A 20,224-nucleotide genomic window follows, 5' to 3' on the forward strand; every position below is an offset into this window, starting at 1 on the left:
GGTGCCGGTTGTGCCACCGGTGCTAGGACTTGAGAGAGCGGAGTCCATCGAGAACCCTCTCCAGGATCTGCCGGTCGAATTGCTCGGCTTCGGGGATGGGGACACGGGCGTGCAGCCGCCCGGCATCGACGAGGTCGGCCACCAGCACCTTCACCACGCTGACGGGCAGGTGAAGGTGGGCGGCGACCTCCGCCAGAGACAGCGCCCCGGGCTGCAGCAGCTCCAGGATGCGGTGCTCTTCCGGGCGTACCTCACTGGTGATCGGCATCCCCGCGCTGTGCAGCAGGGTGAGCCGGTCCAACGTGTTACGGCTGGGCTGGGCGCGTCCGCCGGTCGCCAGATAGGCCGGTACGAGGCGCCGTCCGCTGCTCTGGCGCGGCGTCATGCCGGGGTACCGAGGTCCCGAGCCGGGCTGTTCATGACCTTGCTGCCCAGGGTCGAGACCTGGATCTGCATGTGGTGCGCGACGACGCCCATGTTCACCTCCGGGCCGGCGAAGACGGCCAGGCAGGTGTTCTCGCCGGCGGGTATCGCGAAGACGAAGCCCTCGTCCGACTCGATGACGGTCTGCCGCAGCCTGGTGTCGTCCTTCCCGGCGAACGCCGCGGTGACGGCGCGTCCGGCGCCCTGCAGCGCGGACATCATCGCGGCGACGCCCTCGGAGGCGTCCCGCGTCAGACCCGGCGAGGCGCCCTCGATGAAGCCGTCGCCGGAGATCACGGCTGCGTGGATAACATGCGGCAACTCCAGGAGGGGCGCCAGCACCCAGGACTTGTCCTCGGCGACGCGGCGGCGGGTGGGGCTGTTCATGACTGGGCGTTCCCTTCGGGGCTGCGAGGGGGATCTGACTGAACGGCTGCCCGGCCGGACTCGGTACCGCGCTGGAGCGCGGCCCAGCGGGATCCGGTCTCCTCCGGGGAGCGCGGGGCGAGGGGTTCGGTACGCGAAGCGCTCTCGTCGGCTTCGGACACGGGCTTGCGGCGGCGCCGGCGCGGGAGTTCACCCTCGGACGGGGCGGCGGGCGCGGCGGCCTGCGCGGCGCCGGCCGGGTCGGCCTGGTACGGCGCCGGAGCGGCCTCGGCGTGCGAGGGGGTGCCGTACGACGGCGCGGGCGCGGCCGGTGCGGCGTGCGACGGCGCGGCGTGTGAGGGCGCGGAGGTGTTCGCACCGGTCGGCAGCACGGAGGCGGAACGTTCCGGCGACGCGGAACGGCGGGGCATCGGAGCCATCACGGACATGGGCTGGGCGCTCTCGTCGAGGACGGTGAGGAGGGGGTCACCCGGGATGTACACGACCGCGCGCACCCCGCCGTAGGGCGACGGCTCGACATGCACCCCGAAGCCGTACTGGCGCACGAGCTGGCCGGCCGCCGCGAACCCGGACCGCGGCGGGTCACCGAGCTGGGTCAGCAGCAGGTCTCCGTCGCCCGAGAGCAGCTCCATCGCCGCCTTGATCTCGTCGTCGTGCATCCCGACGCCGTAGTCGTCGACGATGACCGACGCACCGCGGTTGCCCTGCTGCAGGGTGACGGTGACGGGCAGTTCCCGGTGCGAGTGGTGCAGCGCGTTCGCCAGCAGCTCGGTGACCGTGATCGCGATCGGCTCGACGGCCCGCGCGACCACCGCGACCGGGTCGCGCAGCTGGTTGCTGACCTGGACGCGCTCATAGCCGCGCAGCCGGGACGTGGCCCCGACGACCAGCTCGGCGAGGTAGGAGTCCTCCCGGGTCAGCCCCGGCCAGGCTCCGCACACCACACCCGTTGCCTGGATGCGCCGCAGCGCCTGCTCGTTGAGGAAGTCGGCGTTCAGCAGGTCCTGGGCGACGTTCGGGTCGTCGTAGCGGTGCTGCATCTCCTGAAGCGCCGTCTGGAGCCGGTAGAGCAGCGCCTGGATGGTCGTGGTCGCGCCGCGGAGCGTGGCCTGCGCGGCCGCGTCGACCCGCGTGCGCTCCTTGGTGATGGCCTCGCCGACCTGCTCCAGTACGGCGCTGAGCGCCTGGTCGGTCTCCGACCCGGCGAACCGGGCGTCCAGCAGCCCGCGCACCGGCACATGCGGGTGGGCCAGCGCCATCGTGAGGTCGGGGAGCCGGGTCCCGGCCAGGTGCCGGATCTCGGCCTCGGTGGCGCGCAGCCGGGCCGACAGCTCCGTATTGCTGTGGAGCGTGGCGCTGTTCTGTTCCTCAGCGGCGGTCAGGCGCGCTCTCAGGGAATCGCGCTGTCCGCGTACCCGGATCGAGATCGCCGCCAGGACCACGGCGGCGGCCGTACCTGCGCTGAGGCACCACAACAGCGCCTCCGGTATGGATGTCATCGAGATCCTCTATAAGGGGACTGAGGGGGCGGCCGGACATCACGGCTACGTGGTGCCGATCATCACGCGATGCTACCGGGGAGTTGACGAGCCGTGAGGGCCGATCTGAGGCCCTGACTGAGAAGTGCGGAAGGTCACGTTCCGCCCGCGATGACCGGTCGCAGACGTGATGTGGCCCCGTCATCCGGGGGATGTCGGGGCCACATGTACTCGGTGTGCGCGTCCGGTGAAGACCGGTCAGGAGGCCCGGAACCTGGCGTTCTTGACGGCGTCTACGAAAGCGGACCAGGCGGGCGCCTGGAAGGCGATCGCGGGCCCGTTCGGACGCTTGCTGTCGCGAACGGGGACGAGGCCGGGGTGACCGTCGCAGACCTCGATGCACTCGCCGCCCTTGTCGTCGCTGTAGCTGCTCTTGCGCCACCGAGCGGCGCCAGGGAAGTCGTGAGCGACCTCTATGCAGTTGCCACCATTGGTGTCGCTGTAGCTGCTCTTACGCCACTGAGCGGCGCTCAGGTCGTGCTCACGCATCGTCTGAAGTCCTCCGCCGCCGATTCGATCAGGGGCCGGGACGCCTCCGGCGACAGTGCGGCGGCCCTGAGCAGATCGTAGTCCTGCTGTACGCGCTTCACTACGGCCGGATCGTCCAGCAAATTCCCCGAATACAGGCCTTCTGTATAGGCGGTTGGCGGGGCATCTCCGAACTCCATGAGCCGCAGAGATTTGCCGATCACCGGATGCGCCCCGGCCGCGAACGGGAGAACCTGCAGCAGGATCTTTCGCTCGCGTGCGAGCTGCGAGATGTGCTCCAGTTGCTCAGCCATGACGCTTGAACCGCCTGCCGGTACCCGCAGGGCGGCCTCGTGTAGCACGGCCCAGTAGACGGGCCGTGAAGCGTCCATGAGGATGACAGCCCGGTCCAGGCGGCCGCGGACCTTGTCGTCGATGTATTCGTCCGTCGCGAGCGGGTTGCCTGCGAGCAGGAGCGCTTGTGCGTACGACGGTGTCTGCAGCAGCCCCGGCACGATCATTGGCTCGAACTCGCAGATCTTCGTCGCTAACCGCTCCAGGTCGGCCACTGCCGCGAAGTAATGCGGGTAACGCGCATCGTCAATCAGCTTCCGCCACGCCCGCTCGAAAAAGCCGTCGGTTTGTAGCACCTCGTCGATCCGGATCGCCACATCCAGCTGCGGCTTGCGGATCGCCTGCTCGAACTGGCCGATGTAGCCGCCGGAGACGAACACCCGCCGTCCCAGTGCGTCCTGCGTTAACCCGGCGAGTTCGCGCCGGTACTTGAGCTCCGCTCCCCAGTGTTCCCATGCCGCCATTCGCGAGCCATTGGCCATGGCTAACTCCCTGTGTGTGCACGGCAGTTGTAGTGCCGATCCCGTGCCGATTCCATTGCGCAGCGTAGTTCCGCACCGTCACGCTCTGCATGCAATCAGTGAAAACCCCTCACGGAAGGCGCGGACGATCATGCAGCAGATCAAGGAAGTGGAAACCGTCACGACGGAATTGCGCGAGGCCCTCGCCCGCGCGGGCGTCGTCCTGCCGTCGCTCCGCCCCGACCCCGTCTCGATCGCGCACCGCTATATGCCGCCGCTCGTCGAATTGGGACGCTGCTCGATGGAGGTCGCCCGGCAGCTGACCGTGGCGCTGGGGGAACGATCACGAGGGGAGCGGCCGTAGCGGCACCCGACCCCGGCACCCGGCCCCGGGGCGCGGCGCGCATGCGCGAGAATGGGCGCCATGAGTCTGTTCCGCGACGACGGCATCGTGCTGCGCACCCAGAAGCTGGGTGAGGCGGACCGGATCATCACGCTGCTGACCCGGGGGCACGGCCGGGTGCGGGCCGTGGCGCGCGGTGTGCGGCGTACGAAGTCGAAGTTCGGGGCGCGGCTGGAGCCGTTCTCGCACGTCGACGTGCAGTTCTACGCCCGCGGCAGCGAGCTCGTCGGGCGCGGGCTGCCGCTGTGTACGCAGAGCGAGACGATCGCCGCGTACGGTGGCGGGATCGTCACGGACTACGCGCGCTACACGGCCGGCACGGCCATGCTGGAGACCGCGGAGCGGTTCACCGATCATGAGGGCGAGCCGGCCGTGCAGCAGTATCTGCTGCTGGTCGGCGGTCTGCGGACCCTCTCGCGCGGCGAGCACGCACCGCACCTCGTCCTGGACGCCTTCCTGCTGCGCTCGCTCGCCGTCAACGGCTACGCGCCGAGCTTCGACAGCTGTGCGCGCTGCGGGCTGCCCGGTCCCAACCGGTTCTTTTCGGTCGCTTCGGGCGGGGTGATCTGCGGCGACTGCCGGGTGCCCGGAAGCGTCGTACCCTCCTCAGAGGCCATCGGGCTCCTGAGCGCGCTGCTGACCGGCGACTGGGAGACCGCGGACGCCTGCGAGGCCCGCCACGCCCGCGAGGGCAGCGGGCTGGTCACGGCGTATCTGCACTGGCATCTGGAGCGGGGCCTGCGTTCCCTCCGGTACGTAGAGCAGTAGAAGACCTAGAGAAGACCCCCGAAGCGACACATAGGAGACGTGGGCCGCATGGCACGACGCGGGATTCTGGGCCGTAATCGGCGCGAGTACGAGACGCCCGAGCCGCACCCTTCCGGTGCGCGGCCGCCGAAGATCCCCGGTGAGCTCGTCCCGAACCATGTGGCCGTCGTCATGGACGGCAACGGCCGGTGGGCCAAGGAGCGCGGGCTGCCGCGCACCGAGGGCCACAAGGTCGGCGAGGGCGTCGTCATGGACGTCCTCAAGGGCTGCATCGAGATGGGCGTGAAGAACCTCTCGCTGTACGCGTTCTCGACGGAGAACTGGAAGCGGTCGCCCGAGGAAGTCAAATTCCTGATGAACTTCAATCGGGATGTGATCCGGCGGCGGCGTGACGAGATGGACGCGCTGGGTATCCGTATCCGCTGGGTCGGGCGGATGCCGAAGCTGTGGAAGTCCGTGGTGCAGGAGCTCCAGATCGCCCAGGAGCAGACCACGAACAATGACGCGATGACGCTGTATTTCTGCGTGAATTACGGCGGTCGCGCGGAGATCGCGGACGCGGCGGCGGCGATCGCCGCCGACGTACGGGCCGGAAAGCTGGACCCGTCGAAGGTCAATGAGAAGACCGTCGCGAAGTACATGTACTACCCGGACATGCCGGATGTGGATCTCTTCGTGCGGCCGTCGGGCGAGCAGCGGACCTCGAACTACCTGATCTGGCAGAGCGCGTACGCCGAGATGGTGTTCCAGGACATTCTGTGGCCGGACTTCGACCGCCGGAACCTGTGGGACGCGTGCCTGCAGTACGCGAAGCGCGACCGCCGGTTCGGAGCGGCGCCGGAGGCGGACGGCCAGCCGGCCACGTAAGGCGCGCACAGACGCGCAGACGCGCAGACGCGCAGACGACGAAGCGGGCCGCCTCCCACCAGGGGGCGGCCCGCTCTCGTGGCGTCGCGCGCGTTACTGCGTTTCTTCCGCGGCTGCTTCTTCCGCGGCTGCTTCTTCCGCGGCTACTTCTTCTGCGCGGCCCGCTCCGCGCAGTCGCCGCAGGTCCCGAAGATCTCGATCGTGTGCGCGACGTCCTGGAAGCCGTGCTCCGCGGCGATCTGGTCGGCCCACTTCTCCACCGCCGGGCCCTCGACCTCGACGGCCTTGCCGCAGGACCGGCAGACGAGGTGGTGGTGGTGATCGTCGGTGCTGCACCGGCGGTAGACGGCCTCGCCGTCGCTGGTGCGCAGCACATCGACCTCGCCGGCGTCGGCGAGCGACTGCAGCGTCCGGTAGACGGTGGTCAGTCCGACCGAGTCGCCGCGGTGCTTGAGCATGTCGTGCAGCTCCTGCGCACTGCGGAACTCGTCCACCTCGTCGAGTGCGGCGGACACCGCGGTCCGCTGCCGCGTCGACCGGCCGCGTACCGGAGATCCCGCGCTCGTCGCCACCGTTGCCTCCCTAGGACGTCAGGGACTTCTCCCTGGCACATACGTCCCGCCATTGTGCCAGGTGATGACCGGCCCACGGGTGGGACGCTTACCCGTTTACGGCTGTTCGCCCACCTTCACCTCGTCGGCGGTGGTGCGGCTGCCGGGTACCTCCAGAGTGCACCCCTGCCCGGTCCCGGCGGCATACCTGGCGCGCTTTTTCGCCAGCGGAGCGGCCAGCGCCGTGAAGATCACGAACAGGCCGATGGCGAGCAGCACGATCGTCGCGCCGGACGGCACGTCCACGTAGTACGAGGTGGTGGTGCCCGTAAGAGTGACCGCCACACCGATCGCCACGGCCACCACGAAGGTGACCGCGAAGCTGCGGCTGATCTGCTGGGCGGCCGCGACCGGGATCACCATCAGGGCGCTGACCAGCAGCAGCCCGACGACGCGCATGGCGACGGTGACGGTGACCGCGGCGGTGACGGCGATCAGGAGGTTCAGCACCCGCACCGGCAGGCCGGTCACCCGGGCGAACTCCTCGTCCTGGCAGACCGCGAACAACTGGCGGCGCAGCCCGACCGTGATCGCCAGCACCAGCGCGGCCAGTACGCAGATCGTCGTCATGTCCTGCGGCGAGACGGTGGTGATCGAACCGAAGAGGTACGTACCGAGGTTGGCGTTGGAGCCGGCGTCGGAGAGGTTCATCAGCAGCACACCGCCCGCCATACCGCCGTAGAACAGCATGGCCAGCGCGAGATCGCCGCGGGTCCTGCCGTACCAGCGGATCAGCTCCATGACGACGGAGCCGGCGACGGCGACGGCGGTGGCCATCCAGACGGGGCTCTGGTTGAGCAGGAAGCCCAGGCCGACGCCGGTGAGCGCGACATGGCCGATGCCGTCGCCCATCAGGGCCTGGCGGCGCTGGACGAGGTAGATGCCGATGGCGGGGGCGGTGACGCCGACGATCAGGGCGGCGATCAGGGCCCGCTGCATGAACGGGTAGGTGAGGATCTCCATTGGCGGCAGCCCCTAGCTCAGCAGGCCGGTGCGGAGCGGCTCCGCGGCGGCGTCGGCGTGCGGGTGGACGTGGTCGTGGCCCGGCAGGGCGTGCTGGCCCACGGCCTTGGGCGGGGGACCGTCGTGGACGACGCAGCCGTCGCGCAGCACCACCGCGCGGTCGATCAGCGGCTCCAGCGGGCCCAGCTCGTGCAGGACCAGCAGCACGGTGGTGCCGCGGGCGACCTGCTCGCGCAGGGCGGTGGCGAGCACTTCCTGGCTGGCCAGGTCGACGCCGGCCATCGGCTCGTCCATGATCAGCAGTTCCGGTTCGCCGGCCAGCGCCCTGGCTATCAGCACGCGCTGGTGCTGTCCTCCGGAGAGCGCGTTGACCGAGTCCTTGGCGCGGTCGGCCATCCCGACCAGCTCCAGGGCCCGGTGCACGGCCTCCCGGTCGGCCTTGCGCAGGATGCCCAGCTTCGTACGGGCCAGCCGGCCGGCGGTGACGACCTCGCGGACGGTGGCGGGGACCCCGCCGGCCGCGGTGGTGCGCTGCGGGACGTATCCGATGCGGGCCCAGTCCTTGAAGCGGCGGAACTCCGTACCGAAGAGGGAGAGTCCACCGCCGGTGAGCGGGACCTGGCCGATCACCGAGCGCACGGCGGTGGACTTGCCCGACCCGTTGGCGCCCAGCAGCGCGACGACTTCACCGGAGCGGACGGTGAGGTCGACGCCGCGCAGCACGGGGCGGGCGCCCAGGGAGGCGGTGGCGCCGCGCAGGTCGATGACCGGCTGGGGATGCGGCTGGTTCACGGTGTCCTCCATAACGGGCCGGGACGGCGGGGCGGCTTTGGTCACTTGCTGCCGAGGGCCTTCTGCAGGGCGGCGAGGTTGGCGCGCTGCACGGCGAAGTAGTCCTTGCCGCGGGACTTGGCGGTGATGCCCTCCAGCGGGTCGAGCACATCGGTCTTCAGGTGCAGATCGCCGGCCAGGGTCTTGGCGGTGGCCGGGTTGGCGATCGTCTCGAAGAAGACCGTGGAGACGTGGTGCTCCTCGGCGAGGGTGTGCAGGGCGTTGATGCGGTTGGCGCTGGGCTCGGACTCGGGGTCGAGACCGCTGATGGCCTCCTCGGTCAGGCCGTAGCGCTCGGCGAGGTAGCCGAAGGCGGCGTGGGTGGAGATGAAGGTGTCCGACGCCCGCTTCTTCAGCCCGTCCTTGAACTCCTTGTCCAGCCCCTCCAGCTTCTTCACCAGTGCGTCGGTGTTCTTCTGGAAGTCGGCCTTGTGGCCCGGGTCGGCCTTGGCGAGGGTCTTGCCGACGCCCTTGGCGACCTCGGCGTACTTCACCGGGTCGAGCCAGATGTGGGGGTCCTTGCCGCCCTCGGACTCGTGCGCGTGCCCGGAGTGCTCGGCCTCGGACTCCGCGTGGTGGTCGCCGTCGGCGTGCTGATGCCCGCCGACCTCGGTGCCGTGCGCTTCGAGGGAGGTCAGGGAGGCCGCGTCGGCGAGGTTCTCGACGCCGGACTGCTCGATCGCCTCGTCCACGGCGGGCTGCAGGCCCTTGAGGTAGACGATCGCGCCGGAGCCGCTGAGCTGGGCGGTCTGCTTCGGGGTGAGCTCCAGGTCGTGCGGCTCGACGCCCGGCTTGGTGAGGCCGGTGACCTCGACGTGCTTCCCGCCGATCTGCTCGGCGAGGAATTCCATGGGGTAGAAAGACGCTGTCACCTTCAGCTTGCCGTCATCCGTACGCACGCCGCCGCTGTTCGCGGAGCATGCGGAGAGGGCCAGGAGGCCGAGCACCGAGACTCCGGCAACGGCGGCGGTGGATATGTGACGGCGTATGTTCATGACAGTCATTTTCAACAAACATGGAAACGATTGTCAACAAACGCCGGGGCGGTGTGAGCGGGGCGACAGCAGGCCGGAACCGATTTGGTCCGGGGGGTGCGCCCGCCGGTACCCTGAACTATTCGCCCAGCATCGAGGCGCTAGGGCGCCGCCCATCCATCGTTCGTCGTCGTAATGAAGAGAGCACCGTGGCCGCCGACAAGATCGATACCATCGTCAGCCTGAGCAAGCGCCGTGGCTTCGTCTATCCCTGCAGTGAGATCTACGGCGGCTCCCGCGCTGCCTGGGACTATGGTCCGCTGGGCGTCGAGCTCAAGGAGAACATCAAGCGTCAGTGGTGGCGCTCCATGGTCACCTCGCGCGACGACGTCGTCGGTCTCGACTCGTCGGTGATCCTGGCCCCCGAGGTGTGGCAGGCGTCCGGCCACGTCGCCACCTTCACCGACCCGCTCACCGAGTGCACCTCCTGCCACAAGCGCTTCCGCGCCGACCACCTGGAGGAGGCGTACGAGGCCAAGCACGGCAAACTCCCCGAGAACGGCCTCGCCGACATCAACTGCCCGCACTGCGGCAACAAGGGCGGCTTCACCGAGCCCAAGCAGTTCTCCGGTCTGCTCTCCACCCACCTCGGCCCGTCGCAGGACACCGCCTCGGTCGCCTACCTGCGCCCCGAGACCGCGCAGGGCATCTTCACCAACTTCGCCCAGGTCCAGCAGACCTCGCGCAAGAAGCCGCCGTTCGGCATCGCGCAGATGGGCAAGTCCTTCCGGAACGAGATCACTCCGGGCAACTTCATCTTCCGCACCCGCGAGTTCGAGCAGATGGAGATGGAGTTCTTCGTCAAGCCGGGCGAGGACGAGCAGTGGCAGGAATACTGGATGGAGCAGCGCTGGAACTGGTACGTCGACCTCGGTATCCGCGAGGAGAACATCCGCTGGTTCGAGCACCCGGCCGAGAAGCTCTCGCACTACTCCAAGCGCACCGCTGACATCGAGTACCGCTTCAACTTCGGCGGCACCGAGTTCTCCGAGCTGGAGGGCGTGGCCAACCGCACCGACTACGACCTGTCGGCGCACTCCAAGGCGTCCGGCCAGGACCTCTCCTACTTCGACCAGGAGGCCGGCGAGCGCTGGACTCCGTACGTCATCGAGCCGGCGGCCGGTGTGAACCGCGCGATGCTCGCCTTCATGCTCGACGCGTACGTCGAGGACGAGGCGCCCAACGCCAAGGGCAAGATGGAGAAGCGCACGGTCATGCAGCTCGACCCGCGCCTGGCGCCGGTCAAGGTCGCGGTCCTGCCGCTGTCGCGCAACCCGCAGCTGTCGCCGAAGGCCAAGGGCCTCGCCGCCGACCTGCGCAAGAACTGGAACATCGAGTTCGACGACGCGGGCGCCATCGGCCGCCGCTACCGCCGCCAGGACGAGATCGGCACGCCGTTCTGCGTCACGGTCGACTTCGACACCCTCGACGACAACGCCGTCACGGTGCGCGAGCGCGACACGATGAAGCAGGAGCGGGTCTCCCTGGACCAGATCCAGTCGTACTTGGGCGGGCGACTGCTGGGCTGCTAGTCCGCGCGGGGGCGGCGCTGGGCTGCTCGTCCCGCGCGGGTGGCGCTGGGCTGCTAGTCCCGCGCGGGGTGGCGCTGGAGCTCCTTGTGGGGTGGCTTTGGCGGTCCTTGCGGGGTGGCCTCGGCTCCCTCGTGGGGCGGTCTCGGTGATTGGCCTCAAGCGCCGGTCGGGCTCGGAGAATCCGGGCCCGGCCGGCGCTTTTGCGTGGGGCGTGGCGTGGGGTGGGGCGCGGCGTGGGGTGCCGTGGGGCGCCGTGGCGGGGGCTGGGCCGCGGGAATGCCGCCGGGTGCGGCCGCGTTGTGGCCCCGCAGGGGGCCCTCGCGTCCCCTACGGGATGCGTTCGGCCACCCCCTAGGTGCCGCCCGCCCGCCCGGCTACGCGCCCCGCGTCGGCCGCGACGCCAGGTACGCGCACAGGGCGGCCAGCGGAAGTTCGGCCGCGACGGCCATGGCTATCGCGGTGGCCAGTTCCGCGCCCGGGGCGGCGGTGGCGAGGTCGATGCAGGCGTCGGCGAGGAGGAGTACGGCCGCGGCGGCCGCGGGGGCGCGGTGGCGGGGGACGGCGCGCAGCAGGCGGGTACCGGCGGTGAGGAGGGCGGCGGCCTCCAGGGCGTCGAGGGCGACCCAGGCGGCCGCCTCGGCGGGCGGGAGCGTACCGGCGAGGTAGCCGAGCCAGGGGAGCAGCGCGAGCCCGGCGCCCGCCAGGATGCGGCCCTGCCAGCGGCGGGCGGTGCCGACCCGTACGGGTCCGTGGCAGACCTCGGAAGGCGTCGCGTAACTTCCGTCGTTTACGGGGGAGTTGAAGGCGATCAGGGCCATGGCGGAGGTCTCTTCCAGTGTGATGAACCCGGCCGTCGGGCTCCTGATCAAGACTCCGGTTCGCGGCGGTCGCAGTCAGTAACGCGGCTGTCCGACCTGGGGTGGCACTAGCTACACCCCCCATACGGCAACGGGCTTCATGGCGGCCCGCGGCCCCCGGCACCTAGGGTTGGATCATGAAAATCCCGCCCCGGCTGCGGCGCGTGCTCACCCGCCTGACCCGCGATACGTCCTTCCTCGCTCTGGGGGCGCCGCTGCACCTGCTCACCGGGTTCCTGCTGTTCATGATCTTCGGTCTCGTATGGGAGATCATCGTCGAGGGGCGGGACGCCAGTGTGCCGGTGGTCCTGGGCGTCGCGGTGGTGCTGACGGTGGCGTGCGTACCGGCGCTGACCGCCGCCCATCGCTGGCGCTTCCGGCAACTGCTCGGGATCGACATCCCCCGCCCGGGGTGGCGGCGGTCGGGGCGGCAGTTCGGCTACCACTGCGTGGTCGGGGCGCTGCTCGGCTGCCTCGAAGTGCTGCTGCTGGCCCTGCTGCTGACGGGCCTGGCCGCCGCCACGGTGTACGTGTGGGTATGGGCGGTGCCCTTCCAGTGGCGGATCGACCACCCCGGCTACACCACCCAGGCGTTCTACGTCACGCTCGCCGGCCTTGCCGCGCTCGCCGCGGTTCCCGCCCTCGCTGCTGTCCTGGTACGCCTGGAGGCGCGCCTCGGCCCTGATCTGCTGGGGCCCGACCCGAGTGCGGACCTGGCGCAGCGGGTGGCGGACCTCACCGAGAGCCGCGCCGGGGCCATCGACGCCGCGCACGCCGAACGGCGGCGCATCGAACGCGATCTGCACGACGGGGCGCAGCAGCGGCTGGTGTCGCTGGCGCTGAACCTGGGCCTGGCCAAGGCCACGCTGACGGATCTGCCGCCGGAGGCGCGGGAGGTCATCGAGGCGGCGCACCGCGAGGCGAAGGACGCGATCGAGGAGCTGAGCACCCTCGTGCGCGGGCTGCACCCCGCCGTACTCGACGAGCTGGGGCTGGATGCGGCGCTCTCCGGGCTCGCGGCCCGCGCCCCGCTGCCCGTACGGCTGCGGGTGGATCTGCCGCCCGAGCCGCCCGAGCCGGCGGATCCGCCGCGGCGGGCGGCGGCGGCCGTCGAGGCGGTCGCGTACTTCGTCGTCTCCGAGGCGCTGACCAACATCGCCAAGCATGCGCGGGAGGCGACCCGGGCGGACGTGACGGTCACCAGGCTCGGCGGGATACTACGGGTGGTGATCGCCGACGACGGTATGGGCGGGGCCGATCCGTCCAAGGGCAGCGGGCTGAAGGGGCTCGTCCAGCGAGTGCGGTCCGTGGACGGAACTTTCCGGATGAGCAGCCCCGTGGGGGGCCCGACCATGATGAGCGTGGAGCTGCCGTGCCCGATGTGAGGCCCGAGACCAGGTCTGATGTGAGGCCTGCTGTGCGACGTGCCGTGATCGCCGAGGACTCCGTGCTGCTGCGGATCGGGCTGGTCAAGGTGGTGGAGATGGCCGGGTTCGAGGTGGCAGCGGAGTCCGGGGACGCGCAGGGGCTCCTGGCCGCGGTCGAGGAGCACCGGCCGGACCTCGCGGTGGTGGACGTACGGATGCCGCCCGGCTTCACCGACGAGGGGGTGCGGGCGGCGCTCGCGATCCGTCAGAGGTGGCCCGCGACGGCGGTCTTGATGCTCTCCCAGTACGTCGAGGAGCGGTACGCGGCCGATCTACTCGCCACGAACACCAGCGGGGTGGGCTATCTGCTCAAGCAACGGGTCGCGGATGTCGAGGAGTTCATCGAGGCGCTGCGGAGGGTGGCGGACGGCGGCACCGCGCTCGACCCGCAGGTCGTCGCCCAGCTGCTGGTGCGGCGGGCGAGCGATCCGCTGGAGCGGCTGACGGCCCGTGAGCGGGAGGTGCTCGCCTCGATGGCCGAGGGCCGGTCCAACGCGGGGATCGCCGCCCAGTTGGTGGTGAGCGAGAGCGCGGTCGCCAAGCACATCAACAACATTCTCGCCAAGCTCGACCTGCCGAAGGCCGACGCCGATCACCGCCGGGTGCTGGCTGTGCTGCGCTTCCTGGGGGTGGGCGGCTGATCCGCCGTGTGGCGTGTCGGGGTTCCGCTGCGCGAAACGGAGTAGATTGCCGTCGCCGGTGCGCATCCATTGGTCTCTCTCATGCGTCTCACGAGCGAGCGGCTTTCTCATATGGGCCGCACTGCAGGGGTACCAGGGGTATTTGGAGTATTCAATTTGAAAACCGGCATCAAGGCCATTCGTCGCGTCTCTGCGGTCGTCATCACCGCTGGAGCTGTCCTGACGGCAGGGGCGCTCGCCGCCCCGGCGCAGGCCGCCACGCTCCCGACGCCCACGATCACCGCCAACGGCGGTTTCGTGATGAACAACGGCACGGGTAAGTCCCTGTTCACCAAGGCCGCGGACACCCGTCGCTCCACCGGCTCCACCACCAAGATCATGACCGCCCGGGTGGTGCTCGCACAGCCGAATCTCAACCTGGATTCCAAGGTCACGGTCCAGAAGGCGTACAGCGACTACATCGTCAACAACAACTGGGCCTCGTCGGCCCGGCTGATCGTCGGCGACAAGGTCACGGTCCGTCAGCTGCTGTACGGGCTGATGCTGCCGTCGGGCTGCGACGCGGCGTACGCGCTGGCGGACAAGTTCGGCAGCGGGTCCACGCGGGACGAGCGGGTGAAGTCGTTCATCGGCAAGATGAACTCCACCGCCAGGAGCCTCGGGCTGACGAACACGCACTTCGACTCGTTCGACGGCATCGGGCACGGCGCGAACTACTCGACGCCGCGCGATCTGACCAAGCTCGCCAGCAGCGCGATGAAGTACTCCACGTTCCGTACGGTCGTGAAGACGAAGTCGACGAAGCAGAAGGTCACCACGAAGAGCGGTGGCTACCGCTACATGGAGTGGACCAACACCAACAACCTGCTGGGCAGCTACTCCGGCACCATCGGCGTCAAGACCGGCTCGGGCCCGGAGGCCAAGTACTGCCTGGTCTTCGCCGCCACCCGGAACGGCAAGACCGTCATCGGCACGGTCCTCGCCTCCTCGTCGGTCGCCAACCGCACGGCGGACGCGAAGAAGCTGATGGACTACGCCTTCAAGAAGTAGCCCGGTCGGGTTCCCAGACGAGCCCGACTGAGCCGGCCGGCCGGCTGCTCGGTCCGGACCGGCCCGGACCGGGCCGAACCGGACTGAACCGGACCGGGCCCAACCGGGCCGGACACGGGGCCTGTTCGCGATCGCAGGGTCGCGGGCAGGCCCCTTCGCCTGCGGGAACAGGGCCGCAGCAACCGTGGCTGCGGGAAGCGCGTCTGCGGGAAACACGCTGCAGGATCCGCGTCTGCAGGAAGCGACGACTGCGGGAAACACGTTGCAGGAACCGCGTCTGCCGGAACCGCGTCTGCGGGAATCACGTCTGGAGGAGTCATGAGAGCACTGCAGACCGCGACGCTGCTGCTGGCGACGCTCGGCGCCGGGCTGATGGCCGGACTGTTCACCGCCTTCGCCTACGCGGTCATGCCCGGCCTCGCCCGGACGAGCGACCGTACCTTCGTCCAGGCCATGCAGAACATCAACCGGGCCATCGTCAATGGCTGGTTCCTGCTCCCCTTCCTGCTGCCGGTCCCGCTGCTCGTCCTGGCCACGGTCCTGGCCTGGAACGGGCCGGGCCGGGTGGCGCTGCCCTGGATCCTCTCCGCGCTGGCGCTGTATCTGGCGGGCTTCCTCATCACCGGCGGCATCAACGTTCCGCTCAACAACGCGCTCGACAGCGCACTCAAGGACACCCCGGACGGCACCGCAGCGGACGGCGGTGACGACGCCAGCGCCCCCGGCGGAGCGGATGAGGTGCCCTCGCCGGTTTCGCTGCCCTCGTCGCCCTCGTCGCCCTCGTCGCCCTCGTCGCGCGAGCCGCTCCGGGCCGCCAGGACCGCCTTCGAGAGCCGCTGGGTCACCTGGAACACCGTCCGGGCCCTCGCCCACACCGCCGCCTTCGCCCTCCTCGCCTGGGCACTCGTTCTGCACGGCACGGCGGGCGCGGCGTAACCGCACGGCACGGCGGGCGCGGCATAACTGCCGTCCGCGGCAGGCGCGGCGCCCGGCTCGGGTGTCTCAGCTGCGCAGGCCGCGCAGGACCAGGTCGCGGACGGCCTCGAAGTCGGCGGTGATCTCCGGGCGGGACCACTCGGGGGCGTAGCACGGGTCGTGGAAGCGGCCGGTGGCGTCGAACACGGCGCGGGCGGCGATGGCGGGGGAGGGGGTCTGGAAGGCGCCCTGGCTGACGCCGGCCTCGATGATGGTGGTGAGCTGTGCCTCCAGGTCGGTGATGTGGCGGTCGACCACCCCGCCGCTCTCGCCGATCAATGTCATATACGTGGCGAACAGTTCGGGGTCGTCGCCGGCCTTGTGCCGCTTGGCCTCGAAGAGGGCGGTCAGCCAGCGGTCCAGACGCTCGGGGGCCGGGCCCTCTTCCGTGACGATGACCGACAGCTCCTGGCTCGTACGGTCCAGCCAGCGCTCCGTGACCGCCTCCCGCAGCGCGGCCTTCGTGCGGAAGTGGCGGTAGACGCTGCCATGGCTGACGCCCAGGGCGCGCGCCACGTCCACGACCGTGGCCTTGGCCGGCCCGTAGCGGCGCAGCACCTCCTCGGTGGCTTCGAGGATGCGCTCGGGGGTCAACGTCTCGGGGGGCATGGGTCGGCAGGACCTTTCGAGGAGAGCGGCGGGCGGCAGGCGCCAGGTACCTACGGACGGTACCCGGCCCTGGCCGCCGTGCGGCCCGGTGGTCAGCGCTCGCTGTCCAGGTGGGCCATCTGCTCGGCCGGGTAACGCTCACCGGAGGCGGCGTCGGCCGGTATCGCCTGCTCGATCGCGGCCAGGTCCCCGGCGTCCAGTTCGACGTCGAGGGCGCCGAGTGCCTCGGTCAGGCGGTCGCGGCGGCGGGCGCCGACCAGCGGGACGATGTCCTCGCCGCGGGAGAGCACCCAGGCGATGGCGGTCTGGGCGACCGAGACGCCCTTCTGCTCGGCGATCTTGCGCAGCGCGTCCACCAGATCGAGGTTGCGCGAGAGGTTCTCGCCCTGGAAGCGCGGGCTCATCCCGCGGAAGTCGTTCGCGGCGAGCTTGCGGTCGCGGTCGAAGTGGCCGCTGATCAGGCCGCGGGACAGCACGCCGTATGCGGTGATGCCGATGCCCAGCTCGCGGGCGGTGGGCAGGATCGCGTCCTCGATGCCGCGGGAGATGAGGGAGTACTCGATCTGGAGGTCGGAGATCGGGGCGACGGCAGCGGCCCGGCGCAGGGACTCCGCGCCCACCTCGGAGAGGCCGATGTGCCGCACATGCCCGGCCTCGACCAGCTCGGCGATGGCGCCGACGGTCTCCTCGATCGGCACGTCCGGGTCGATACGGGCGATCCGGTAGATGTCGATGTGGTCGGCGCCCAGGCGCTGGAGGGAGTACGCGGCGAAGTTCTTCACCGCGTTCGGCCGGCCGTCATAGCCGGTGAAGCCGCCTTCGATCGTGCGCAGGGCACCGAACTTGACGCTGATCTGCGCCTTCTCGCGGGCCGCCGCGGGGGCCGTGCGCAGGGCCTCGTTGATCAGCAGTTCGTTGTGGCCCATGCCGTAGAAGTCGCCGGTGTCGAGCAGGGTGATGCCCGCTTCGAGGGCGGCATGGATGGTGGCGAGGGACTCGCCGCGGTCGCTGTCGCCGTAGAGGGCGGACATACCCATGCAGCCGAGGCCGAGGGCGGAGGTCTGCGGGCCGCTGGTGCCCAGGTTGCGGGTCTGCACGACGTGCTCCTGAGTGATGAGGGATGAGGGGGAAGTGGTAGCGCATTCACTATGACATGACGGCTGACAGATTTCAATATCTGTCAGCCGTCATGTGTGAGTCGGGGGTGGGATGGACCCCGCCCGCGGGCCTTCCCGCAGGTCAGCGCAGCGTCCGCGGCAGGCGCAGCGTGAGCACCGTCGTGCCCGCGACGATCGCCAGCTGGGTCAGCAGGGCGGCGAGCAGCGCGTCGCGGATGCCGACGGAGGGCAGCAGCGCGAGGAAGAGGGTGCCGAGCGTGGCCACGCCCAGGGCGAGGCCGGACTGCTGGGTGGTGACCATGACGCCACCGCCCACGCCCGCCTGCGTCACCGGCAGTTCGCTCAGCACGATGCGCAGCAGCACCGGCAGCACCATGCCCTGGCCGACGCCGAGCACCGCCATGCTGGGCGCGAGGCCGGCTACGGAGGTACCGGGCCAGCTCGCGTACACGGTCAGGGCCAGGGCGATCAGCCCCGCCCCCTGGATCAGCGAACCGACGATCACCACCCGTCGCCCGAACCGCCGCACCAGCCGCGGCCCGGCGAGCGAGGCGAAGAAGAAGGTGACGCAGAGCGGCACCAGCGACAGGCCGGCCGCGAGGGGGCCGTAGTGCAGGCCGTTCTGCAGGGCGACGGCCACCACGAACATGAAGCCGCCGAAGCCCAGCGAGAACGGAACGATCACCGACAGACCGCTGTTCACGGACGGGATGCGCAGCAGCGACGGCGGCACGAGCGGCGTCCGGCCGGCACGTTCGGCGCGGCGCTCCACGAGGAAGAACGCGGCGCCCGCGAACGGGAAGACGGCCAGCAGGACCCAGGACCACAGCGGCCAGCCGGCCGCCCGGCCCTCGGTCAGCGGCAGCAGCAGGGTGATCAGGGTGACGGCGAGCAGCACGGTGCCCGGAACGTCGGTCCGGGCCGGACGGGGGGAGTGGGTCTCGGGCACCGCGCGGACCGCCAGCAGCCAGGCCACGGCGGCGATCGGGACGTTCACCAGGAAGACCGCGCGCCAGCCGGTGCCCGCCAGGTTTGCGGAGACCAGCAGACCGCCGAGTACCTGGCCGACGGCGCTGGAGATCCCGGCCGTGCCGCCGTACAGGCTCACGGCCCTGGCCCGCCGCTTGCCGGCGGTCGTGGCCTGAATGGTGGCCAGGACCTGCGGCAGCAGCAGTGCGGCCGCCGCGCCCTGGGCGACCCGGGCGGCCACCAGCGTCCCCGCGTCCGTCGCGAGACCGCAGGCCAGCGACGTCAGGCCGAAGGTGAACAGGCCCCACAGGAACAGCCGGCGGCGGCCGGCCATGTCCCCGAGCCGGCCGCCGAGGACCAGCAGCGTCGCGTACGCGACCCCGTAGCCGGCCACCACCATCTCCAGCATCGCGGGGCCCGCGTGCAGATCGTGGTCGATGGTCGGCAGGGCGACATTGACGATAAAGAAGTCGATCATGGGGAGGGCCGCGCCCAGCAGGACGGTCAGAAGACCGAGTGGGGTCAACGCGGAGGTGGCGGTGCGCTGTTGAGGGGCGTTCGCCGGGGCTTCCTGGATGGCGGTCTGTGCTCGGGTATCGCTCACAGGTCGACGATCCCGGACCGCTCAGACGGGTACCAGAGTGTTCTTATCCTGGTACCGGCGCTACCTGGCAACCGGCTGGGGACTACGGCACGCTGGACGCATGACCGTCGACGCTTCCCCGACGCAGGCTGCCACAAGCCCCGCTGCCGCCGCTGCCCCGCCGGCCGTCAACGCCCCGCGCGACGACGCCGCCCGCCGGGCCGAGCTGGCCGCCTTCCTGCGCAGCCGGCGCGAGCGGATCACCCCCGAGCAGGTCGGCCTGCCGCGCGGCCGGCGCCGGCGCACACCGGGACTGCGCCGCGAGGAGGTCGCACAACTGGGGGCGGTCGGAGTCACCTGGTACACCTGGCTCGAACAGGCCCGGGACATCCACGTATCACCGCAGGTCCTGGACGCGGTGGCCCGCGCGCTGCTGCTCGACCGCGCCGAGCGCAGCCATCTCTTCGCGCTGGCCGGGGCGGTCGACCCGCTGCCGGGAAGGGAGTGCACGGGCGTACCGCGCGCGTTGCGGCAGATCCTGACGCAGCTCGCCCCGTTCCCCGCGGTCCTCCAGAACAGCCGGTTCGACATCCTCGCCTACAACAGCACGTACGGGCAGCTCATGTGTGATCTCGACGCGCTGCCCGAGGAGGACCGCAACTGCATGTGGCTGGCCTTCACCAACCCCCAGTGGCGGGCCAGTGTGGTCGACCTGGACGCCAGCCTGCGGGTGATGGCCGCCAAGTTCCGGGCGTCGATGGCCGAGCATGTCGCGGAGCCGCCCTGGAAGGCGCTGGTCGCGCGGCTGACGGAGGCCTCGCCCGAGTTCCGGGAGATCTGGGCCCAGCACGAGGTCGTCCGCCCGGTCAGCGCCGTCAAGGTCTTCCGGCATCCGCGGGTGGGCGTACTCCAGCTGACGGCCACGAGCTTGTGGACGGGGCCCAACCCCGGACCCAAGCTGGTGTCGTACGCCCCGGTGGACGAGACGTCCCGCGAGCGGCTGGAGCAGCTGGCGGAGCTGACGGCGCTCGCTGCGGTGTGAGGGGTATCCGGCGGATGCAGCGCCCTAAGGGGCGGGCGAACACTTCCCGTAGGGGTCACGATCGCCCCCTGCGGGCCACAACCGGGCGGGGCGGACGGGTGTTCCCGGTGGGGCTGGGGGAGACGGGGTCCGAGGTGGGGGCATTCGGGGTGACCGGGCCCGAGGTGGGGGTACGCGGGGTGATCGGGCCCGAGGCGGGGCTGGGGGAGGCCAGGCCGCGCGGTGGGGGCGTGCGGGGTGATCCGGGCCGAGGCACGCGGGGTGACCGGGCTGCGCGGTGGGGGTACGTGGGGAGACCAAGCCGCGCGGTGAG

The 20,224-nt window shown here is 70.5% G+C and carries 22 protein-coding genes; 9 read left to right on the forward strand and 13 right to left on the reverse strand.

Annotated elements, in window-relative coordinates; translation table 11 throughout:
- Positions 1-22: 22 nt before the first annotated feature.
- The 5 genes from ACWD6P_RS01020 to ACWD6P_RS01040 form a co-directional block, all read right to left on the reverse strand.
- Positions 23-385, reverse strand: a complete 363-nt coding sequence (locus ACWD6P_RS01020) for a DUF742 domain-containing protein (RefSeq protein ID WP_451441844.1) — start codon at positions 383-385, stop codon at positions 23-25.
- On the reverse strand, positions 382-810 hold the full coding sequence (locus tag ACWD6P_RS01025; RefSeq protein WP_451441845.1) for a roadblock/LC7 domain-containing protein: 429 nt from the start codon (positions 808-810) through the stop codon (positions 382-384). Before ACWD6P_RS01025 ends, ACWD6P_RS01020 begins: the two co-directional genes overlap by 4 nt.
- The gene (locus tag ACWD6P_RS01030) at positions 807-2,309 is read right to left on the reverse strand and encodes an ATP-binding protein (RefSeq protein WP_451441846.1); all 1,503 of its coding nucleotides are present in this window, start codon (positions 2,307-2,309) and stop codon (positions 807-809) included. The genes ACWD6P_RS01025 and ACWD6P_RS01030 overlap by 4 nt, the downstream gene beginning before the upstream one ends.
- Before the next feature lie 237 nt (positions 2,310-2,546).
- Positions 2,547-2,837: a DUF397 domain-containing protein gene (locus tag ACWD6P_RS01035; RefSeq protein ID WP_451441847.1), complete on the reverse strand. Its 291-nt coding sequence runs from the start codon at positions 2,835-2,837 to the stop codon at positions 2,547-2,549.
- On the reverse strand, positions 2,819-3,652 hold the full coding sequence (locus ACWD6P_RS01040) for a helix-turn-helix domain-containing protein (RefSeq protein ID WP_451441848.1): 834 nt from the start codon (positions 3,650-3,652) through the stop codon (positions 2,819-2,821). Before ACWD6P_RS01040 ends, ACWD6P_RS01035 begins: the two co-directional genes overlap by 19 nt.
- A gap of 130 nt (positions 3,653-3,782) precedes the next feature.
- On the opposite strand from ACWD6P_RS01040, the gene ACWD6P_RS01045 reads away from it, so the two are divergent.
- Genes ACWD6P_RS01045 through ACWD6P_RS01055 form a run of 3 tightly spaced genes read left to right on the forward strand, consistent with a single transcriptional unit; the run spans position 3,783 to position 5,669 of the window.
- Positions 3,783-3,995, forward strand: a complete 213-nt coding sequence (locus ACWD6P_RS01045; RefSeq protein ID WP_451441849.1) for a hypothetical protein — start codon at positions 3,783-3,785, stop codon at positions 3,993-3,995.
- A 60-nt stretch (positions 3,996-4,055) separates the two neighbouring features.
- A complete protein-coding gene (gene recO, locus ACWD6P_RS01050; RefSeq protein ID WP_451441850.1) occupies positions 4,056-4,802 on the forward strand; it encodes a DNA repair protein RecO in 747 nt (248 codons plus the stop codon).
- 48 nt (positions 4,803-4,850) lie between these two features.
- Entirely contained in the window at positions 4,851-5,669 is an 819-nt protein-coding gene (locus tag ACWD6P_RS01055; protein WP_451441851.1) for an isoprenyl transferase, read from the forward strand.
- Between the two features lie 143 nt (positions 5,670-5,812).
- Here ACWD6P_RS01055 and ACWD6P_RS01060 read toward each other — a convergent pair whose 3' ends face one another.
- The 4 genes from ACWD6P_RS01060 to ACWD6P_RS01075 form a co-directional block, all read right to left on the reverse strand.
- On the reverse strand, positions 5,813-6,241 hold the full coding sequence (locus ACWD6P_RS01060) for a Fur family transcriptional regulator (protein ID WP_451441852.1): 429 nt from the start codon (positions 6,239-6,241) through the stop codon (positions 5,813-5,815).
- A gap of 96 nt (positions 6,242-6,337) precedes the next feature.
- Entirely contained in the window at positions 6,338-7,243 is a 906-nt protein-coding gene (locus tag ACWD6P_RS01065; protein WP_451441853.1) for a metal ABC transporter permease, read from the reverse strand.
- A 12-nt stretch (positions 7,244-7,255) separates the two neighbouring features.
- Positions 7,256-8,047, reverse strand: a complete 792-nt coding sequence (locus ACWD6P_RS01070; protein ID WP_451441854.1) for a metal ABC transporter ATP-binding protein — start codon at positions 8,045-8,047, stop codon at positions 7,256-7,258.
- Between the two features lie 29 nt (positions 8,048-8,076).
- A complete protein-coding gene (locus ACWD6P_RS01075) occupies positions 8,077-9,069 on the reverse strand; it encodes a metal ABC transporter substrate-binding protein (RefSeq protein WP_451441855.1) in 993 nt (330 codons plus the stop codon).
- 188 nt (positions 9,070-9,257) lie between these two features.
- Between ACWD6P_RS01075 and ACWD6P_RS01080 the strand changes: the two genes are divergently transcribed.
- Positions 9,258-10,640: a glycine--tRNA ligase gene (locus ACWD6P_RS01080; protein ID WP_451441856.1), complete on the forward strand. Its 1,383-nt coding sequence runs from the start codon at positions 9,258-9,260 to the stop codon at positions 10,638-10,640.
- Between the two features lie 374 nt (positions 10,641-11,014).
- On the opposite strand, the gene ACWD6P_RS01085 is transcribed toward ACWD6P_RS01080, so the two are convergent.
- On the reverse strand, positions 11,015-11,509 hold the full coding sequence (locus ACWD6P_RS01085) for a hypothetical protein (protein ID WP_451441857.1): 495 nt from the start codon (positions 11,507-11,509) through the stop codon (positions 11,015-11,017).
- 125 nt (positions 11,510-11,634) lie between these two features.
- On the opposite strand from ACWD6P_RS01085, the gene ACWD6P_RS01090 reads away from it, so the two are divergent.
- The 4 genes from ACWD6P_RS01090 to ACWD6P_RS01105 all read left to right on the forward strand — a co-directional run bounded on the left by ACWD6P_RS01090 (position 11,635) and on the right by ACWD6P_RS01105 (position 15,551).
- A complete protein-coding gene (locus tag ACWD6P_RS01090; RefSeq protein ID WP_451441858.1) occupies positions 11,635-12,882 on the forward strand; it encodes a sensor histidine kinase in 1,248 nt (415 codons plus the stop codon).
- Positions 12,883-12,926: 44 nt separating this feature from the next.
- Positions 12,927-13,565 (forward strand): response regulator, encoded by a 639-nt coding sequence (locus ACWD6P_RS01095; RefSeq protein WP_451441972.1) that lies wholly within the window; start codon positions 12,927-12,929, stop codon positions 13,563-13,565.
- A gap of 156 nt (positions 13,566-13,721) precedes the next feature.
- Complete coding sequence (locus ACWD6P_RS01100; protein ID WP_451441859.1) at positions 13,722-14,615, forward strand: D-alanyl-D-alanine carboxypeptidase family protein; 894 nt, start codon at positions 13,722-13,724, stop codon at positions 14,613-14,615.
- A gap of 318 nt (positions 14,616-14,933) precedes the next feature.
- The gene (locus ACWD6P_RS01105; protein WP_451441860.1) at positions 14,934-15,551 is read left to right on the forward strand and encodes an anthrone oxygenase family protein; all 618 of its coding nucleotides are present in this window, start codon (positions 14,934-14,936) and stop codon (positions 15,549-15,551) included.
- A 66-nt stretch (positions 15,552-15,617) separates the two neighbouring features.
- On the opposite strand, the gene ACWD6P_RS01110 is transcribed toward ACWD6P_RS01105, so the two are convergent.
- From ACWD6P_RS01110 to ACWD6P_RS01120, 3 genes are all read right to left on the reverse strand, one after another.
- On the reverse strand, positions 15,618-16,199 hold the full coding sequence (locus tag ACWD6P_RS01110) for a TetR family transcriptional regulator (RefSeq protein WP_451441861.1): 582 nt from the start codon (positions 16,197-16,199) through the stop codon (positions 15,618-15,620).
- Between the two features lie 92 nt (positions 16,200-16,291).
- Positions 16,292-17,296 carry an aldo/keto reductase gene (locus tag ACWD6P_RS01115; RefSeq protein ID WP_451441862.1) on the reverse strand — a complete coding sequence of 335 codons (1,005 nt, stop codon included), beginning with the start codon at positions 17,294-17,296 and terminating at the stop codon, positions 16,292-16,294.
- A gap of 142 nt (positions 17,297-17,438) precedes the next feature.
- The gene (locus ACWD6P_RS01120) at positions 17,439-18,863 is read right to left on the reverse strand and encodes an MFS transporter (RefSeq protein ID WP_451441973.1); all 1,425 of its coding nucleotides are present in this window, start codon (positions 18,861-18,863) and stop codon (positions 17,439-17,441) included.
- A gap of 127 nt (positions 18,864-18,990) precedes the next feature.
- Here ACWD6P_RS01120 and ACWD6P_RS01125 point away from each other — a divergent pair, with 127 nt between their 5' ends.
- A complete protein-coding gene (locus tag ACWD6P_RS01125; RefSeq protein ID WP_451441863.1) occupies positions 18,991-19,911 on the forward strand; it encodes a helix-turn-helix transcriptional regulator in 921 nt (306 codons plus the stop codon).
- Positions 19,912-20,224: the final 313 nt, after the last annotated feature.

It is taken from the genome of Streptomyces sp. NPDC002446 (assembly GCF_053595675.1).

Coding starts and splice junctions, on each gene's coding strand:
- ACWD6P_RS01020 (WP_451441844.1), bottom strand. CDS start 385: ATGACGCCGCGCCAGAGCAGCGGACGGCGCCTCGTACCGGCCTATCTG.
- ACWD6P_RS01025 (WP_451441845.1), bottom strand. CDS start 810: ATGAACAGCCCCACCCGCCGCCGCGTCGCCGAGGACAAGTCCTGGGTG.
- ACWD6P_RS01030 (WP_451441846.1), bottom strand. CDS start 2,309: ATGACATCCATACCGGAGGCGCTGTTGTGGTGCCTCAGCGCAGGTACG.
- ACWD6P_RS01035 (WP_451441847.1), bottom strand. CDS start 2,837: ATGCGTGAGCACGACCTGAGCGCCGCTCAGTGGCGTAAGAGCAGCTAC.
- ACWD6P_RS01040 (WP_451441848.1), bottom strand. CDS start 3,652: ATGGCCAATGGCTCGCGAATGGCGGCATGGGAACACTGGGGAGCGGAG.
- ACWD6P_RS01045 (WP_451441849.1), top strand. CDS start 3,783: ATGCAGCAGATCAAGGAAGTGGAAACCGTCACGACGGAATTGCGCGAG.
- recO (WP_451441850.1), top strand. CDS start 4,056: ATGAGTCTGTTCCGCGACGACGGCATCGTGCTGCGCACCCAGAAGCTG.
- ACWD6P_RS01055 (WP_451441851.1), top strand. CDS start 4,851: ATGGCACGACGCGGGATTCTGGGCCGTAATCGGCGCGAGTACGAGACG.
- ACWD6P_RS01065 (WP_451441853.1), bottom strand. CDS start 7,243: ATGGAGATCCTCACCTACCCGTTCATGCAGCGGGCCCTGATCGCCGCC.
- ACWD6P_RS01070 (WP_451441854.1), bottom strand. CDS start 8,047: ATGGAGGACACCGTGAACCAGCCGCATCCCCAGCCGGTCATCGACCTG.
- ACWD6P_RS01075 (WP_451441855.1), bottom strand. CDS start 9,069: ATGAACATACGCCGTCACATATCCACCGCCGCCGTTGCCGGAGTCTCG.
- ACWD6P_RS01090 (WP_451441858.1), top strand. CDS start 11,635: ATGAAAATCCCGCCCCGGCTGCGGCGCGTGCTCACCCGCCTGACCCGC.
- ACWD6P_RS01105 (WP_451441860.1), top strand. CDS start 14,934: ATGAGAGCACTGCAGACCGCGACGCTGCTGCTGGCGACGCTCGGCGCC.
- ACWD6P_RS01110 (WP_451441861.1), bottom strand. CDS start 16,199: ATGCCCCCCGAGACGTTGACCCCCGAGCGCATCCTCGAAGCCACCGAG.
- ACWD6P_RS01125 (WP_451441863.1), top strand. CDS start 18,991: ATGACCGTCGACGCTTCCCCGACGCAGGCTGCCACAAGCCCCGCTGCC.